Source organism: Segetibacter koreensis DSM 18137, assembly GCF_000374045.1.
Classification (GTDB): Bacteria; Bacteroidota; Bacteroidia; order Chitinophagales; family Chitinophagaceae; genus Segetibacter; species Segetibacter koreensis.
The window spans coordinates 75,242-90,534 of sequence record NZ_KB893370.1; the positions used below are offsets into that span (position 1 = coordinate 75,242).

A 15,293-nucleotide genomic window follows, 5' to 3' on the forward strand; every position below is an offset into this window, starting at 1 on the left:
TTTTTGTAGAACTTCATTTAAATATTCATTGTAAAAATTATGGTACAGTATAATAATTTCTTCATGCGTAGCCCTGAGGGTGAAAATGATGGTGGTAACATTAGCCAAAGCGAGAATGACAAAAAAAGCTTGAGGTCAGAACAATCTGCTGATAAAAAAGAAGAGGAAAATGAAAAAAAACCTTTGATGGAGAAGATTCACGACGCCTTGCAGGATTGGTCAAATGAAGACCAGCGGGAACAGGATTTTGATGATACAAGGCCATAAAGATAGATTCAATTAGGTATTTAAACGGCTGTGCATTCATAATACAAGCTTTGTAACAATCAAATGTTGCAATAACAAAGCCTATAGAATTAATTACCAAAATACTTCCAATAAATTAATAAGTAGCAAATGAAGGAAGTTAATTCTTCGAGTGCTTATATCCATTCTATTGTTCTAACTAACATCTACCAAAAAAACCGAGGTTTTATAATAATACATCTTCTCTTAATTACAGATTTCCAACAAGAGAAACTGACTTGGCGCGAATACTCTGCTCACTTTTAGTGGAACCTTAATTAGTTTTCGTAGGCATTATTGCTTGCGAAATTCTTTTTGTGTTTACACCAGCCAAAGAGGTCTTTATTAAGTTTCCTCTAATACACCATTGAATTTCTTACATATTATTTAAAAATATTATGTATTATACATATAATGTTTTAATTTTATATAAAGTGCCACTCTATTCAAAATTAACCTAGAAAACCCGGCGAAACATCAATTTCCATATTAACTTAAAATCAAAACAATTTTATTATGAAAAAGTTATTTGTAGTAGTTGTAGCAGCATTTATCTATTCAAACTGCACTAAAGACGAAGCCGTATTACAACAAAAACAGTCACCTGCGTTAAGTACTTTTAATACTGGTCATCGTGTGGCAGCAAGAGACGCCAGAGAAGAATTTGCGACATTAATTATCGACTGGACAAAATGGGTTTATGGAAGAAACGCGAACATCTCACCCATTAATGACAAGAATGGGAACCTACAATATCTTGCACAACCTTATTCTTCTGGTATTTTTATGCTTGCGGGAAGCTCTAGCCAAGACAGAGTGAATAGGACAGTTACCATCCGCTTGAGTGAATATCAGTATGTATTTGTTCCATTGATAACTGTAGCTGCCTGGTATGATGATTGTGATCCTAGTTTTGGACCACAACCAGGTCAGACACCGGAAGACTTTTTTCACGGTATTATGAAAAAGTATTTCCAAGGCCCCAACGACCTTACGTTGACATTTGATGGCGTATCGCTTCTACCAAAACCTCAGGAAGACTTAAGACACAATTCAGGTATATTTGAATTTCATGTAGATCCTTCTAATAATATAATCGAAAAGAAACCCTGTAATACCCCTTTGAGCACTACCTATACCGATGGATACTGGGCCAAAGTCCAACTTCCGCCCACACCTGGTGATCACATCCTAACAATAGGCGGTGCACTTACAGCAGTTGGCTTTACAAATAGTGTTGAGTATACAATTCATGTTAAACCTTGATTTGTTAATAAGTCTAATAAACCGGAAGAGTTGTGATAACAAAAAGCGCAACAGTAGATGAAGCTGATTTTTATTTTGGTTTGTTAACCAGCCATTCTGACTGTTTACCTTAATAACATTCGACAACTGTTTTTGCTGACGCGAATCTTATTCATCCTCTAAATTTGTAAGACAAAAACAACAAGGATAATTTATGTAAGTATGGAAGATTGATTACCTGGAAGTTCTTGTTCCCTGTGCTCTAAATGAAAAACATTGGAAAATTCACCTACAATTGCTTTTTCATTTTGGAATCTGAGCTTTTCTAATTTAAGAGATGCGATATCTTCCGCAAAAACTTTTCGGTACATAGGATGCATAGTACCCCCGGTAACGCCTGCCGGTTTTGTTGGATCGTACTGGAATTGTGGATCTACCAAAGTTCCCCGGGGGTACATAATGCCAGGGATGCCTCTGCCCCGGAAATCAATGTTAGCCGGATGATCCAAGCCAAGCGTATGACCATACTCATGAGCAGCAGTTGTTGAGCCTATATATAAGTTTTCAAGTTTAAAATAACCACTGTTGCAACCGAGACCATCGACAAAAGATATATTTCCGCTCGCGTATTCCTCAATTCTGAAATAATTATTACGAGGGTCTGTATTGCTATAAACTTCTTCTATATCAATAGAGGGACGCAATTCTGCCGTAATCCTGAAGCTTACACGAAGAGGAACTTTTTTAAAGTAAATTGTTCCTTTGGGTTCGTTCCACATCGTTTCTATTTCTTCCCTTATTGCCTCAGTAACCTTTTCGCCAGCAGCATTCCCATACGTGATGATGTGTGATTTAATAATAACTGTATTGTGAATACGATCTAATTCTACCTCTCCCATTATGTTTATTCCTTTTAATTTCAATCGATTGATAAAAAAACTTCTTTTAGAAAGATCCTTCCATTTTAATTTATAGAGGGGATCATTAATTTTTATAGTTGCAATAAATAGAAAGCCAAACAATAGGATAAGTTACTATAAAATTAGTTTTTAGAAATTTACTTACGTGAATTCTTTTTTATCCCCCTCACAGGTATTTATTCAACTACTGTATTGAATATTTTCCGTTAAGCTTACAAATTAAAAATTTTAAAGCTTTAAATGTAAATAGTGGTTTATTGGCACAATTTTATAGTGCTTATAAATTAAAGCATGATCCCAACATTTGATTTGAGAATTGGAAACTGGATAACTGAATCAGAAGTTAAATATTGCGTAACAGGTATTTCCGAAACGAAAGTGCATTTTAAAGGACAGAAAGGAGCCTTTGGCCCCGAAAACCTGCACCCGATACCAATAACACCGGAGATACTTGCAATGGCTGGCTTTAAACAGCGGGGAAAAACAAGTTTATATGATAAGTTTCCGGATGAAGGTTTTACATACGAATTATATTCGCATAAAATGATGCTTTTTCACCGTCCGGACAACACCCTGTGTCATTGGCTAAACACCAGAATTTTCTTCGTGCATCAACTACAAAATTTCTATTATTATTTAACAGGACGGGAAATCAATGTACCCTTTTAACGATAAATCCTGGAGCGAATTAAGTAACTCTAATTTTCGCTCCAGGCTAATAAAAGTTTTAAATCAAATAAAATAAGTAGTTAAGATAGTTAGGTGAATGAACATAAAGAGGCTACATGATCTTTACTTCCATCAATAACCCATGCGTCTAATTGCGCAGGGTCTTTCATTTGTTGTCCACGGTTTCTTGGAACTACAATGTAGCCACATTTAATATCATTTAATGCCGTCATATCTGTCCACAATTTTTCTATTTGCGCAACCGGGTAAATATCTTCCTGTCCGTGTCCCCAACGATATTTCACGTCTTTAATTGTTACATAGGTGGGAATGCGATGTGCTACACTTCTAACAGCTTTAGCCAATAGTGCTTCATCTCCTTTTTTAAGATCTTCTCTTGTAAGATTAAAAAGTTTCAAAAGGAGGTCAATTTGTATCCAGGTGGTATTAGAATTGTAGTAGCTTAAAGCAAGTTCATCTTCCTCGCGCGGTTGCGCCAACCCTTCCAGTAACCGTACTCGTCCGTTAACGCGGGCAAGTCCACCTCCCCGATCTTCAATTCTTCTGGCAATAACTTCAAAAGTAAGCACATTACCTGACTGCAAATGATGGCCAAGCGCACCAGGATTTATATCTGCGCCCAATGTGTCTACGTTGTGCAGCATTATTGTTTCGAGTTGAGGACGTTGTTCTAAAAGTTTAGCCAGCACGCCATTACGCAACAAATTCGAAACTTCATACCAGTGACCCAAAGGGGAAAATCGTTGTGCAGCTATATTATCGACGTAATCACTTCCTTCTCCTTTTGACTTGGCCCAGGCGATCATACTTTGTCTTACTGCATCACGAACTTTTTGTTTATTTTCATCTAATGTTTCCTGCGGCATTTCTTCCCACATAAATCTTAAATCGCGCTCCATGGGTACATATCGCTGTCCGATAGAACGGCCAGGCGAGAGAAAAACTGTACCATCATATCCAAAATTCTCAGTTTGTTTGAGTTTTTTATAAATTGGGTCATGAGTAAGGTAGCTGGTGGCTATTATATGCGGAATAGAGGCGTTATATTTTTCTGCAACCTTGCGGGTTTTAGCTAAATGTATTTCAAGAAAACTTCTATGAGTGCCTTCTACCTCTACAAACGGATTAATAGCTTTAATAACACCCGCGCCTTTGGTCCATCGGCTGCCCACCCCTGCAGCTAAACTCATTACAGCTACCCTTCCGGCTTTTATAGCTTCTTCACCAGCAAAAGTAGCAGAGGTTATATTTTCCATTTTTACCACGTCCTGTGGTTCAACATCTTCAATTGTGGTCTCGGCAGGCAAGCGGTTACGGGAAAGACCGATGCGCCCCTTCTGTATTTCTTCCCTTATTTCTTCGTGCTGAATAAAATCAAATCCATTCTCTTTTTTTATATTATCGGCTTTCTCATTTTCATTGCTTCTGTTACTTTGAGAGCTTGGATCAGAGACTTTAAACAAATTACTTATTATCGTTCTGAGAAGCGGGTAAGCAAGGTTATTCTGTTCGCAATGTGTAGTAAAAAAATCAATTTCTGCTCTACGTATATAAGCAATGGAAGAAGGTTCTTTACGTACAAGCTCGGATACATGAATAGCATAATATTGCTCAGGCATTAGTGCTTCAGGTCCTTCGTGTATTGTTGCCCATGTACCTTTATAATTTATACTCCAGTTGTACACAACCGGTTCCATGGCAAAAGGCAAAGAAGCAGAAAGCTCTTTTTTCGTTTCATGAAGAATATTTAATACCCTCATTTTATAGTGCTCATGCTGATGAGGATTTACAAACATTCCCATACCGCCGCCAGACATACCGCCTAACATTAAAAACCCGTAATAATCTTCACCAAATTCTTTTTTTGCCTTCGCAATTATTTGTTCGGTATAATATGTTGAAGCCCAGGGAATAATAGTTTTAATTGGCCCTTCAAAATTTCGGGCAGTATTAGAAGCTAGTTTTTTAATATCGCCTTCCTTAATTGAAGCGATTATATTGTCAAAAATATCATTCGTCTGCTGACGGGCGAGCCACTCTTTTTCTCCACGCAACAAGTATTTCTCTGAAACCATTTCAAGAATAGGTCCTACGTTCGAAGCCATTCCCCCATGCATCAGCACCAGGGAATTGACAATTTTGTTACCCATCTCAGGATGAACGTCTTCACCTTGCAATACGGTGTGCTTAGGAAGCAATGTTCCCCGGCTTACACCAAATTCAGGATCTGCCTGTTGTGCAAAAGTACCCTGTATCGCTTTTATGCCGGGCCAAACTCCACCCGAGTCTTGCCAACCTCCTCCCGATCCACCGATCCATTCTCCTAAAATAGCACGCGATGCTACAAGACGTCGTTCACTTTCCTCGAGTCCTCCCTCAAGGCTTTTAGTTTGACCTGTTGCCCTCATGAGCAACGTTATGATAGAACCTAACAGATTAGTAGAGACCGCAAAACGCGAACCCTTCGGAATATCGTTTACTTTAGTCACCAGCTCAATACCCATTCCTGGAGCAACAATGCGGGATAAAATATTTGCTAATGATTGATTGGTTCCCTCAAAAGAAGGGGGGATTAAGCCAGAAGCAATTACGCCGGCTTTTACCAAGCTTAAATGGTCATTGCCAAAATTAAAAAGATCGGCTAGGTCTGTTATATCTTTTGTTGTATTAAGGTCAATACTGGTTAAGCGCAAAACAGGTTCTGCAATTACACGTATATAACTGTGCAATGGCGGTCTTATATCTTTGTCCCGGCCAAAGACACCCAGGTTAATTGATAAATTAATCACACGCGCACCTTCCGGGTAATCCATACCAAGAAAGAAGATATCTGACCAGGCACTGTGTGTAAGATCCATACGTACCGAAGTATGCTCATGCAAAACAGGAAAGAACAAGGATCCTTCCTGTCGTTTCAGTAGTTTCTGGTGAATACGAATTGGATGCTCCTCTTCGTGTCCGACTCTAAACATCCATTGGTTACCTTTACTTGATCGTACGCTTTTTCTAACCTGGTCAGCCAGTGTTTGAAAAGACAAATGATGATAACTTTCGGCAAGAGCACTAAATAAGGTTGCATTGGGCCCATTTACTTCCAGCTCCTTTAAAAAAGTAGTTATCGCTTGCTCAAATCTACGGCCCAGCAAATCTTCAAAACCAGCGTAGGGAATTTTTCCCGCAGAAGGAGTTTCAGGTGCTTCCATAAGAAAAAAACGAAAGCCTGCATATAAAAATAAAATGGCTCTTACCTTATCATATAAGTTTGGCGTCGATTTTCTGAAACTATCTAATTCTATTAACGCTTTAAACAAATCTTTTGATGACAATCCTCTGCTTATTTCATAAAAAGACCTGTTTCTTTTTGTAGTATCGGCAGAAGTAATAGTTTCTATAAAAACATTCATGTTATCTTCTCTAAAATTTTTATTTGTGCGATTTGTGCTTGTAACCCATTTAAATGCTTTTACAATAATTGCAATAAAAAGTACAAGCCTTTATGCTAATGATTATTTCCAGTTTCGGCCATTCGCTTCAGCAAGTAAATCCACCAGGGTTGTCAGCGTTTCTTCACGTGCTTCTCCAGCCAAGCCTAAAGCCATTTGGGCACGTAAATAACCATTTTTTCCACTGAGATCATAACGGCTTCCTTTCATTTCTAATGCTAGATACTTTTCTGTTTGAGCTAACTCCATCAAACTAGGGGTGAGCAAAACATTGGAAGACTGTTGTTTTATTTGTTGCTCCAGCAATTGAAAAATAATAGGCGTAAAAACATGCATACCAAAAAAACACAGGTAGTAACCAACACGAAGACCTGGAGTTTGCAATTCAAGTTCAGCTAAACTCAGTGACGGTTTTTCAATAATTTTTTCTATCTGGTAAACGCCCTTGTGATTAGGTAGCTGCTTACCGGTAAGGGTTCCGTAGCGGGTAATCTGATGCTCAATAGTAGGGTTGACTGCAGAAACAGAACAAGCTTCGGTGCTTGCGAGATCAATTAACTGCCCCGCGCATCTTTTTTTCAAGAGATTAGAAACATATAGATAATCACCGAGTAATAGAAGAAAAGGTTCGTCATTTACAAACTCCTTTGCACAGTACACGGCGTGACCGTAGCCTAACGGCTCTTTTTGCTCAATAAATTGTGTATAATCAAGCAAGTGATTTATTTTTTCAGCTTCTGCAGTAGCCCAGCCAACATTTTTAAAAGATTTTGCAAGGTTATCACGCAAAGAAGTGAATGCATTAACATACCGTTGTCCATCTCCCGGAGCACAGATAATGCAAATTTCTTCGACACCGCTTGAAAAAGCTTCTTCCACAATTATTTGTATAACAGGTTTATGCAGACCATCAATATCCATGACCGGCAGCATGGCTTTTTGAATTGTATCCGCTACCGGATATAATCTTTCGGCCCGGGCAGCCGCAGTAATCACTGCTTTTTTAATTTTCATTAGTAGATTTTTAATTCCTTAAGCTTAGACGAATTTGACCGCAAAATAGTTATATAAACTTCTTTTAAAAAAGTAAATATTAAAAAACACTTCCCGTAAATCTATTGAAATAAGTACTGTTTCTATCTTTTGCAGGTTATTTCATACCAAAAATTAAATAAGCAACCCTGAGGTTTCTTTAAATCAATGTGTAATTGAATCGTATTTTAAATTTAGAAGTAGCCTAAAGAAGAAAAAGAAAAATTTTAAAAAAGGGCACAAAATTGTCTTATTGCGCCCTTTCAAAATGGATTAGTTAATTATGTTGATACATGTAATTTAATAGCCTTCAGCCCGCATTATTACATACATTTAATTTTACTAAGCAAAAATTGATTTCAGGAAGCGATCAAATGCCATTAAACAACAAAGGGAAAAACTGACCTTCCATTTTCTGGCCTTTTGGTACTACCGGAACTCCTGCAAGCAATGGTTCATTACTGTCAGATACAACGCCATCAGCAAAAGCGTTTATTACAAATGCACGACGTGGTCGTGAGCTTTTATTCTCACCGCTACCGTGTAGCGTAAGTGAATGATGAAATATTGCTTCTCCTGCTTTTAGGGGAGCGAACTGGGCATTGTCAAATTGCTTCTTCTGTTCTTCACTTAAAAATTCCCTGATACCGTGAAGGTCACCGGCGATTACAGGCTTTGGTAAAAGTCCCCATTTATGACTGCCCGGAATATATTGTAAACAACCGTTTTCTTCCGTAGCATCATCTAAAGCGCACCAACAGGTTATGTGTGCGATGGGCTTCGTTCTTGTCCAATAAGAATAATCTTGGTGCCAGGCAACTACCCCACCCTGTTTTGCCGGCTTGTAGAAAATTTGATCGTGCCAAAATCTTACCGGCTTATCACCTAAAAGCTGACTTGCGGCGATAATAAAAGCCGGGTTCCATAACACATCATGCAAACCTTTCGTAATTCTCCACTCACCCAACGCATGAAAAAGGATGGTTTTAGGATCAGTTGATTCGTTGCTGTTGTATTCATAAAAAAGAGAATTGTCTCGACCGTTGTTGATTAACTGAAAAAGTTCTTCTCTTAGTATTTCAAGTTGATTTTCGTTAATCATCTTAATACCAGGCAGGTAGCCGTTCTCATTAAAAAAATTTACCTGGTCATTGGTAAGACGATACTGATCCCACTCCTTTGCAGTTGTAGGCCATGGAAACAAGTTTGCAACCTGCTGATGAAATTTACTTAAATCTTCATGCATATTTTTTACTTTAATTCTTTTTACCGTTTATACTACTACACCTCTCTTATTAGGAAATTTGGTAGCCTTGCTTTTAAACCAAAATCCAAAAGTGTAAAATTTTATTGTTTTTTATCGAATTGAGACAAGTTCAACTTCGGATTTATTCGTTCATTTGATGAGCCCATGTTATCCCATGTAATCTTTTCGTGTGCTTGGGCTGCATTTATTTCGGAAATGGCTGTAAGAGTAGATTCTAAATAAGGGGCAATCTATTTTTACGCATGAACTTGTTCCTTTTCTTCACAAGAAGCATATTCGGTTTGTTTGAACTTTAATCTAACTTTTTGTCATTACATTTTATAAAAATCAAGATTCTCTGTAATACGCCTGCCGTCTTTTACAAATACCTCAATGTACCTGGTGATCCTTCTCTTAGCCTCTTGTATATCCATATTATTGAGGTTGATATTAAGCAGGTCTATAAACCAGGGAAGTTTTACCTTGCTATGGATGTATGCAACAGCTATCTCTCTGGCAATTGGTAAAGTAGTAGTTTTTGAGTTTTCAAAAACATCTTTATTGCCTGCTTTCAACAATTTTTCATATTCTTCTTCTAAAAGCTTTTCAAACAAAACCATAGAAAAAGTATCTCCTGCCTTTGTTCCCGTGTGCGTATCTTCGCGAGTAAGTTTCGCGCCTTTGTGTACCCATTCCCACAAAATACTTAACCTTATTTCGCCTGTAGCCATATCTTCCATCAGGTACAGAACATCGTCATTTCCGAAGAAATCCGCAGCTTTAAGCGCTGCAGCCTGCATTCCCTGTCCAAATGCGTTTCCATATTGAATAGCAACACTAAGCAGGTTTCGGGCACCCCGTATAGTTGTAGGCGCAGGCTCGATAAGTACCAAACCATCTGCATCTTGTTGGGTATAGGTTAATCGTGGGAATTCTCTTCCCAATTGGTTTGGCTGACCTATCTTTTCCCATACTGGTCGTACAATATTTACCATTTTCCAATGTGCGACCCATTTTCCGCTGGCTCCTTCACGCTGCTCCCGCTCAGCGCCCGCTACTGCCTTTTTCATGCTGGCAGATACACCTTCTTCAGAACCTACCGGTATATTTGGCTCCATACCTCCCTGCCATAGTGCAAAATTTCCATTGATATCAGGTGTGTTAACAGCACATCTTACCCGGTGTTCATAATTGCGCATATAGCCATATGTCATTGTAATCGCCTCAATATCGGGATTGATAAAGCTTCTATCCCAGGCCATCGCATCAGCTACACTATTAATGTAATCCCACCGCCCGGTGTTGTAACCGACAAAATGTTTTCCCAGCGCTGCACGTATCTCCATTAACTGGTATGTGGCCTCAAGCTGTTCTACAAGTACATAGACTTTAATAGCTCCTTTAGGGAGACCAAGATGCTCTTCAAGAGCGGTAATCATGTCATTCCAAAGAGCTGCTTCACCTGCCGTTTGAATTTTTGGCAAATACAATACAATTGAAGAATCTGCTTTTTGCAGCTCCTGGTAGTTGTTGGCTACATATAATGTCATATCAACAATAGATGCCGCCATTGCAACACCATCACCATCCAACATGTGCCTATCATCGAGGTGAAGGCCACGCGCACGAAATATCTTTGTAGTAAAGTCCAGCTGTTGTTTCCAATTTGTAATAATACTATGTCCAAAGAAACTCATAGACCAACGGTTCATTTCTGCTGCCACTACCTCTGCAACCTTTGAAAATACCGGGTCTTTGCTAATTGCAAGTTTTAAACTTCGTTGGTTATCCAGAGACATGGCTTGTACTTGCCCAAGTGCATCCTCAGCATCGAACATCCATCCATCAGCACCGCTAAGCAAGGCATAAGCAGCATTTCGAATACTGCTCTCAACAGGGGCATAGGGTTTGGCAGCGGGACCTGTTCCCTGTATCCATTGCCTTTGAAGATCAGGTGGAATAACAGCGCCTTCAAATTTACCATCCCGGGCATCCTGTACCTTTATATTTGTTCTTGGAATATAGCTTTCAGGATCAGGAAATGTTATTCGCTTTTGTTGCTGCTGTCTATCTGATCTTCGCTTTATCCGTGCCTCCATAGCCTCTTTGATATCTATGTTAAAATGAGCAAGCGCTGAAATAGCTGAAAGAGCTTCAGGCGTATAAACATCGCTGTAGGTTGCCTGCAAGTTTCCATTAATTGTAACGTTTTTTGTCATGCTATTGAAAGGGGTGTTGTTCAAAAGAGTTAAAGAATTTTATGAATACAAAGAAGGGTTTGATGAATTTTTTTAAAACTGATTTTCTCTCATTTTAGTATAAATACAGTCATTGATAAAGGTCCATGCGCACCAAGCACCAGTGCTTGTTCGATGTCTGCGGTTTTGGACGGCCCGCCAATGAAACCTCCAAAACCATAACTACCTAAACCTATTTTTTCATAAGCTTCGTGAAGTGTGGGAACAATGCTTTCAGCAGTAATAATTATAGCGAGATGCTGGCATATATAGGGAATGATTCGCTGGCCCATATATTCATCAGTTAACCATACTGCTCCATTTTCTGCAACAGAAAATGGAGCCCGTATAACGGCTAGTTCAACATCTTCATAAGTATGAGGATCTACGGTAGCTGATATAAGTTCGGCGCTATCACTTAATTCTGGTAATGTAGTTACTATCCGTTTAGTTACATCAAAATGCTCGTTGATCAAATCTTTAACGGAGTCCAAATTATCAACGATAAAAGCAGAACCACCAATGGTTTTAAAAACGTCAACATATCTTTGGATAATATCATTCTTATCACCCTTAAACATGCTTATATCGGGTAGAACTGTTGTTTGAGGTTGATTTTTTAAAACTGCTTCCAGTATTTTTTCTCTGCTACTCATAAAAGATTGTGCACTGTTTAAAGATTTTTTTACAAGGGAGAACATTATTACAATTAGGTTTTAGCTGTCTTTTGCTTTTAACGCTTTGGCTCATTTTTAGCGTACCACTCTGCAAAAGACTCCTTTGGTCCTTCCGGCATGTCACGTTGCTTGTACCATGGATTGAGCTTATTATTCACTACAAAGGGTATGTTATGTAAGAACCATCTTCCTGCTTTACCGGCATTTGTAAATGTACCAGGAGAAGACAGCGTCCACGCCATGGCTTTCATGCCTAAAGCTTTTGTATTAGCCGCACAGCCTTCCTTAACTATCACCTGCCTCCACTTATATAATTGTTCGTGAATATTAATTTTTACAGGGCAAACATTTGAGCATGATCCGCAAAGAGTAGACGCATACGGAAGATCTGCATGTTTTTTCATATCAAGATTAGGCGCAAGGATAGCCCCGATAGGCCCGGAGATGGTATTATGATAACTAAGACCGCCACTCTTCCTATAGACAGGGCACGTATTCATACAACCGCCGCATTTAATACACTTTAAAGAGTCTCTAAAGTCTGTACGCCCCAACTGTCGTGTTCTTCCGGCATCTACCAGTATGAGATGCATCTCCTGCCCTTTCCGCGGTTTTTTATAATGGCTGGAATAAATTGTAATGGGTTGCCCTGTTGCGCTCCTTGCCAGTAATCTTAAAAATATGCCGAGATGCTTTTTTTGGGGAATAATTTTTTCAAGACCCATTGACGCAATTTGCACTTCCGATAAATGTGCGCCCATATCTGCATTTCCTTCATTGGTGCATACAACATATTCACCTGTTTCTGCAACTGCAAAGTTTACTCCTGTAAGCGCTGCACGACGGGTAAGAAATACATTTCTCAAATGTTTTCGGGCAACTCTTGTAAGCAATGTGGGATCGGACAAACCTTTTTCGGTTCCCAAATGCTCATGAAACAATTCGCCTATTTCTTCCTTCCTTTTGTGAATACAGGGGAGTACTATGTGGCTTGGCGGTTCGTTGTCGATTTGCTGTATATATTCTCCAAGATCAGAATTGATCACATCAATCCCACGTTCTCCCAGGTATTCATTCAAATGGCACTCTTCGGTAAGCATAGACTTACTTTTTACCATCTGGTTAATTTCCTTAGCCTTTAAAATAGAATATACAATTTCGTTATGCTCTTGTGCATTTTGAGCCCAATGTACTATTATACCATTTTTTGTAAGATTTGCCTCAAATTGCAAAAGGTATTCATGTAGATTTGATATCACATTGCTTTTAATCTTCGATGCAGCTTCACGTAATTGTTCCCACTCAGGTATTTGCTTTGATGCTATATCACGTTTTTCCCTGATATACCAAAGAGCACCGTCGTGCCAATTTACACGCTCCTCATCTTTAATAAAATCTTCTGCTAAGCCTGCGTGATCTTTTGTTTCACTTTGCTTCATACTGTAGAATTTAAAATTTCTGCGATGTGAATAATCTTAAGGGAGCTTTTATTTCTATGAAGAATTCCTTCAAGATGCATGAGGCACGAGAGGTCTGAAGACGTAATGTATTCTGCACCATTTTTTGTGTGGTCTGTAACCCTGTCTTTTCCCATTTTTACCGAAACTGCTTCTTCGGCAACACAAAAAGTTCCGCCAAAACCACAACACTCATCTGACCGGTCAAGCGTAATCTGTTCCAGTCCTTGCACCATATCTAATAAACGCTTCGGTTTAGAAAATGGAGGAGCATTTAGTTCGGACATCTGAGCTAAATGAAGCCCGCGTAAGCCATGGCAGCTATGATGAATGCCGACCTTATGAGGAAAAACTGCATCGAGTTTCTCAACTTTCAACACGTCGGTTAAAAACTCTACCAGTTCATACACTCTTGTTCGTATAATCGTAGCCAGTTCTTCATTTTGGGCAGAATGAAGATGATCTTTTATATGCAGCACACAACTTGCGGAAGGAGCGACGATATAATCAAATCCTGAAAAATTATCGATAAAAAGATTATTACACCCCTGGGACAAATATTCAAAACCTGAATTTGACATTGGTTGTCCACAACAGGTCTGTTTGGCAGGATACACTACATCGACACCTAATTTTTTCAGCAATTGGAGCGTGGATTTGGCCGCGCTGGGATAAAACTGGTTTACATAACAGGGTATAAAAAGTCCGGCAGTCATATGGCAAGTCTAATTAAGTTAGAGGCAATCAATATAGTCTGTAAAAAAAGAGAGTGAATATACTTCATTTAGAATGTTTTAAACCATTTCAGAGAATTTTTAGGGTAAAAAACTATAGCAATTGGTTGTTATTTAGCTATTGCTAATAAATCTCCTAATTCAGCGGATGTCCTTTTCAAATTAGCAGCAGAGCAGGCTAATGCAGCAGGCAGGTCAAAAGGTTGATTACCGATAGCGAGTAAAACGTCGAAGTACTTTTTCAAATTTTCATTTCTAACAAGTGGTACCATGCCGGCAAGCCCTATAACGGGAAGGCCTTTTTGTTTCGCACTCTGCGCTACTCCAAATGGACCCTTTCCCTGCAGTGTTTGTTCATCAACACTTCCTTCTCCTGTAATCACGAGGTCACTTTTTTCTAAAGCCTTATCAAAATCTGTTAAGTGAAGAAAATATTCTATTCCATTTACCAGTTTTGCATTTAAAAACGCGTATAATCCTGCAGCGGCTCCCCCGGCAGTACCCCCCTTCTTTATCGTTGACATATCCTTACCTGTTTGCTGTAAAGCAACTTCTGCAAGTTTTGCCAGTGCAGAATCCAGTTTTTTTACATTTTCAACTGATGCTCCTTTCTGAGGACCAAATACCGCTGCAGCGCCATTTTTTCCTAACAACATATTGTCTACATCGCAAAGAACCACCACTTCAGTGTCGTTTATTCTTTCATCGAGCGTGGAAAGATCAACGGATGCTAGGTCGGTAAGATCGGCAGGCAACATACCTAATTCTTTACATTCTGCATTAAGGAAATGAATGCCAAGCGCTTTTAACATTCCTGTAGCACCATCAACGGTAGCAGAACCACCCATTCCTATAATGATTTTCCTGGCACCTTTATCCAGTGCTAATTTAATCTGCTGACCGGTGCCGAACGAAGATGCATGTAGGGGATCTAATTCTCCTGGTTCCAGCAATCGCAAACCCGATGCATTGGCCATTTCTATAATTGCAGTCCGTCCCCCATCTATTAAACCAAACGAAGCATTTATTTTTCTTCCTAATGGGTCTGTCACATCTGCATTCACAAGCTGTCCTTTGCACTTCTTTATTATGAGTTCACCGGTTCCATCTCCTCCATCACCAATTGGAAAACATTCACAAGTGCAATCAAGTCTGCTTTGCATCAATCCTTCACTGATTGCTGATGCGGCTTCTTCGGCAGTAAGACTATGTTTAAAAGCATTTGGAGAAATCAGTATATGCATGGTTTAAGTGTTGATTCCTCGATTATCAATTTTTAATTTCAACACTCATGTCAACTTCGATCAATTGAGTTAGGTATTTAATT

Annotated in this window: 12 protein-coding genes; 3 read left to right on the forward strand and 9 right to left on the reverse strand. The window is 39.0% G+C overall.

Annotated features, from left to right (window positions below; all coding sequences use genetic code 11):
• The first annotated feature begins 39 nt into the window (after positions 1 to 39).
• The gene (locus B154_RS0123170; RefSeq protein WP_018616747.1) at positions 40 to 267 is read left to right on the forward strand and encodes a hypothetical protein; all 228 of its coding nucleotides are present in this window, start codon (positions 40 to 42) and stop codon (positions 265 to 267) included.
• Between the two features lie 534 nt (positions 268 to 801).
• Positions 802 to 1,551 (forward strand): hypothetical protein, encoded by a 750-nt coding sequence (locus tag B154_RS0123175; RefSeq protein ID WP_018616748.1) that lies wholly within the window; start codon positions 802 to 804, stop codon positions 1,549 to 1,551.
• A gap of 191 nt (positions 1,552 to 1,742) precedes the next feature.
• Here B154_RS0123175 and B154_RS0123180 read toward each other — a convergent pair whose 3' ends face one another.
• Positions 1,743 to 2,429 (reverse strand): peptidase M10, encoded by a 687-nt coding sequence (locus B154_RS0123180; protein ID WP_051084341.1) that lies wholly within the window; start codon positions 2,427 to 2,429, stop codon positions 1,743 to 1,745.
• Between the two features lie 312 nt (positions 2,430 to 2,741).
• On the opposite strand from B154_RS0123180, the gene B154_RS0123185 reads away from it, so the two are divergent.
• On the forward strand, positions 2,742 to 3,119 hold the full coding sequence (locus tag B154_RS0123185; RefSeq protein ID WP_018616750.1) for a hypothetical protein: 378 nt from the start codon (positions 2,742 to 2,744) through the stop codon (positions 3,117 to 3,119).
• Between the two features lie 89 nt (positions 3,120 to 3,208).
• On the opposite strand, the gene B154_RS0123190 is transcribed toward B154_RS0123185, so the two are convergent.
• The 8 genes from B154_RS0123190 to B154_RS0123225 form a co-directional block, all read right to left on the reverse strand.
• On the reverse strand, positions 3,209 to 6,544 hold the full coding sequence (locus tag B154_RS0123190) for a UTP--glucose-1-phosphate uridylyltransferase (RefSeq protein ID WP_018616751.1): 3,336 nt from the start codon (positions 6,542 to 6,544) through the stop codon (positions 3,209 to 3,211).
• Between the two features lie 102 nt (positions 6,545 to 6,646).
• Entirely contained in the window at positions 6,647 to 7,597 is a 951-nt protein-coding gene (locus B154_RS0123195; RefSeq protein WP_018616752.1) for a UTP--glucose-1-phosphate uridylyltransferase, read from the reverse strand.
• Between the two features lie 388 nt (positions 7,598 to 7,985).
• On the reverse strand, positions 7,986 to 8,861 hold the full coding sequence (locus tag B154_RS0123200) for a phytanoyl-CoA dioxygenase family protein (protein ID WP_018616753.1): 876 nt from the start codon (positions 8,859 to 8,861) through the stop codon (positions 7,986 to 7,988).
• Positions 8,862 to 9,193: 332 nt separating this feature from the next.
• Positions 9,194 to 11,080, reverse strand: coding sequence for an aldolase/citrate lyase/malate synthase family protein (locus tag B154_RS0123205; RefSeq protein WP_018616754.1), 1,887 nt, complete (start codon positions 11,078 to 11,080; stop codon positions 9,194 to 9,196).
• 89 nt (positions 11,081 to 11,169) lie between these two features.
• On the reverse strand, positions 11,170 to 11,754 hold the full coding sequence (locus B154_RS0123210) for a LutC/YkgG family protein (RefSeq protein ID WP_026260379.1): 585 nt from the start codon (positions 11,752 to 11,754) through the stop codon (positions 11,170 to 11,172).
• Between the two features lie 77 nt (positions 11,755 to 11,831).
• The gene (locus B154_RS0123215; protein WP_018616756.1) at positions 11,832 to 13,214 is read right to left on the reverse strand and encodes a lactate utilization protein B; all 1,383 of its coding nucleotides are present in this window, start codon (positions 13,212 to 13,214) and stop codon (positions 11,832 to 11,834) included.
• On the reverse strand, positions 13,211 to 13,948 hold the full coding sequence (locus B154_RS0123220; RefSeq protein WP_018616757.1) for a (Fe-S)-binding protein: 738 nt from the start codon (positions 13,946 to 13,948) through the stop codon (positions 13,211 to 13,213). The genes B154_RS0123215 and B154_RS0123220 overlap by 4 nt, the downstream gene beginning before the upstream one ends.
• 128 nt (positions 13,949 to 14,076) lie before the next feature.
• Positions 14,077 to 15,210, reverse strand: a complete 1,134-nt coding sequence (locus tag B154_RS0123225) for a glycerate kinase (RefSeq protein ID WP_018616758.1) — start codon at positions 15,208 to 15,210, stop codon at positions 14,077 to 14,079.
• Positions 15,211 to 15,293: the final 83 nt, after the last annotated feature.

What these genes read in the sequence shown, in the direction of transcription:
- B154_RS0123170 (WP_018616747.1), top strand. Translation starts at nt 40, where the DNA reads ATGGTACAGTATAATAATTTCTTCATGCGTAGCCCTGAGGGTGAAAAT.
- B154_RS0123175 (WP_018616748.1), top strand. Translation starts at nt 802, where the DNA reads ATGAAAAAGTTATTTGTAGTAGTTGTAGCAGCATTTATCTATTCAAAC.
- B154_RS0123180 (WP_051084341.1), bottom strand. Translation starts at nt 2,429, where the DNA reads ATGGGAGAGGTAGAATTAGATCGTATTCACAATACAGTTATTATTAAA.
- B154_RS0123185 (WP_018616750.1), top strand. Translation starts at nt 2,742, where the DNA reads ATGATCCCAACATTTGATTTGAGAATTGGAAACTGGATAACTGAATCA.
- B154_RS0123190 (WP_018616751.1), bottom strand. Translation starts at nt 6,544, where the DNA reads ATGAATGTTTTTATAGAAACTATTACTTCTGCCGATACTACAAAAAGA.
- B154_RS0123195 (WP_018616752.1), bottom strand. Translation starts at nt 7,597, where the DNA reads ATGAAAATTAAAAAAGCAGTGATTACTGCGGCTGCCCGGGCCGAAAGA.
- B154_RS0123200 (WP_018616753.1), bottom strand. Translation starts at nt 8,861, where the DNA reads ATGCATGAAGATTTAAGTAAATTTCATCAGCAGGTTGCAAACTTGTTT.
- B154_RS0123205 (WP_018616754.1), bottom strand. Translation starts at nt 11,080, where the DNA reads ATGACAAAAAACGTTACAATTAATGGAAACTTGCAGGCAACCTACAGC.
- B154_RS0123210 (WP_026260379.1), bottom strand. Translation starts at nt 11,754, where the DNA reads ATGAGTAGCAGAGAAAAAATACTGGAAGCAGTTTTAAAAAATCAACCT.
- B154_RS0123215 (WP_018616756.1), bottom strand. Translation starts at nt 13,214, where the DNA reads ATGAAGCAAAGTGAAACAAAAGATCACGCAGGCTTAGCAGAAGATTTT.
- B154_RS0123220 (WP_018616757.1), bottom strand. Translation starts at nt 13,948, where the DNA reads ATGACTGCCGGACTTTTTATACCCTGTTATGTAAACCAGTTTTATCCC.
- B154_RS0123225 (WP_018616758.1), bottom strand. Translation starts at nt 15,210, where the DNA reads ATGCATATACTGATTTCTCCAAATGCTTTTAAACATAGTCTTACTGCC.